Source organism: Siphonobacter sp. BAB-5405 (assembly GCF_002872335.1).
Taxonomy (GTDB): Bacteria; Bacteroidota; Bacteroidia; order Cytophagales; family Spirosomataceae; genus Siphonobacter.
Genome location: NZ_NJAG01000143.1, coordinates 1 through 1952, shown reverse-complemented (window position 1 = coordinate 1952; position 1952 = coordinate 1). Strand labels below are relative to the sequence as shown.

Annotated in this window: 3 protein-coding genes; all 3 read right to left on the bottom strand. The window is 52.6% G+C overall.

Annotation, left to right across the window (positions count from 1 at the left end):
- Positions 1-507, bottom strand: a 507-nt coding sequence (locus BWI97_RS26635; protein WP_158242884.1) for a TonB-dependent receptor plug domain-containing protein, incomplete at its 3' end; no start/stop codon positions are given.
- Between the two features lie 30 nt (positions 508-537).
- Positions 538-855: a RagB/SusD family nutrient uptake outer membrane protein gene (locus BWI97_RS29430; protein ID WP_369826682.1), complete on the bottom strand. Its 318-nt coding sequence runs from the start codon at positions 853-855 to the stop codon at positions 538-540.
- A partial coding sequence (locus BWI97_RS26625) for a RagB/SusD family nutrient uptake outer membrane protein (protein ID WP_199182132.1) occupies positions 837-1952 on the bottom strand: 1116 nt, incomplete at its 5' end. The genes BWI97_RS26625 and BWI97_RS29430, both read right to left, overlap by 19 nt.

The following is a 1952-nucleotide window of genomic DNA, read 5'->3' as shown; positions in this document are numbered from 1 at the left end:
AACCATTCCCCGCTTGGTCACCACCCACAATACTCCGTTTCCTCCTTTCATGCCGAAAGCCGCCAGTGAGACCGGATCTTTCAGGACGGTAATACTCTCAATTTCGGAGGGAGACAGGTACTGAAAATAAGATGATGTCGTCAGGAATCCATCCACGCAGATGGTCAGATCCGAATTGTCATACGTACCCAGTCCCCGAATGTTCAGGGCGGCAGCATCATAACCCGGCTCGCCGGAACGCTGTTGAACGACCAGGCCCTGCAACCGGCCGTAGAGAGCGTTGGTTACGTTGGGCACGGGCGTCTGGAAAAGAGCGGCCCCTGATAGCGACGAAGAAGTAATTACTGATTCCAGGCGTGAACTACTGAAAAACGGAGTGGGGTAATGATCAACTGGTGTGACTTTCAGACTGTCCGTCTGTTGGGCATTTATCTGGAAACAGGAACTCCCGAGCAGTAATGCCAACAGCCAGGCGGTCCGTTTATAGACGTATAGGGGATTTTTCATCGAAAGTAAATACGTTACGTTGGTTAGGCCTTAATACCCTGGATTTTGAACAATGATGGCTTTGTTAACCTCGGTCTGGGGGAAGGGATTCAGAAACTGGCGGGGAGCCCAGAAACCCTGGTATTCGATCTTGCTCTGGTAATTGGTATTGCCCGTCAGCTTGGCACCGTTTCCATTATTGTAGGCAAAAGTCCGGATGGATCCACCAATGATGCCAGAGCCGATGTTTTCGAGTTTCCAGTGTTTGATATCCTGAAGGCGATAATTTTCCGAGAAAAATTCAGCCGCCCATTCGCGTTGGATGATTTTGCGTAAGGCCGTCTGACTGGTTACCGTAACGGCGGGCAGGCCGGCACGCTGGTGAACTTTATTGAGTCGTTCCAGGCTTTCGCCGTCTGACCGGATTCGTTATACGCTTCAGCCGCACTCAGATACAGGGAAGCAACCCGGAAAAGAGGAAACTCAAACCAGTTCCGGGAACCAGCCTTGTAGTAAAACTTGGTTGACCGGGCACAACCCGTCATTTCCCACTGAAACGTATTCTGGTTGCTCCACTGGTTATCACCCGGGTTGTTCCAGGCGTCCATCTGCCAGGGCTGAAAACAGGCCTTAAACCGGGCTTCCATGTCTTTCATCTTGCTCAGGTAGTCCGAGAAAGGTAATTGTTCGGTACCGGTAGGCCAGGTTTGGTCGGTACCATCCTGCTTGTAATAGGTTTCCAGCTGCGTGGTTAACAGGACGTTCCCGTAAGCCTGCCAGTTGTGCAGGTTGTAGAACATGTTCATTTGCCAGCTGTTGTTCGACTTGTACGCCAGAATCACCTCGGCATTCCCGGGCGTAGAAGTAGCCGTGCCGTAATCATCCAGGGGATTACCCGTATTGATCAGGCGAAAGCCCCCGTTGTTTTCTGCTTCAGTCAATGCCGCCTCGGCCGCCTGAGCAGCGGTGGTCCAGCGGGCAGGGTCGGTATTTCCCAGACAAATCAAAGCATTGTTGCTACCAAAATCCAGGTAAGGCGTTCCGGTATTAAACAACGGCCTGGCGGCGTACATCAGGGCTTTGGTTTTAATCGATAGAGCCGCCGCTTTGGTCATACGACCCGAAAACGTGTCCGGCCATTTCGCGGGCAACACTGCCGCGGCCTGATCACACCAGGCTACTACGGAATCGAGTACGGCTTTCACCGAATTTCGGGGAACAGCCAGTTCTTCCGTAGCCTGGAAGCTTCTGGAAACCAGGGGTACACCCCCCCAGATGGTCAGCATTTGTCCGTAACGGTACGCCAGCAAAGCCTTCATTTCGGCTTTCACCACCGCTTTGTCGGTAGTAGACATATCCCGAACCCGGTCAATGTTTTCTCTCACCAGACAGGCCTGACGAATGGCCGTATAGTTGTAGTTGAAGCCGTCCATGTCCTGGCTGCTGCCATTGGCGTTCATCCCGGT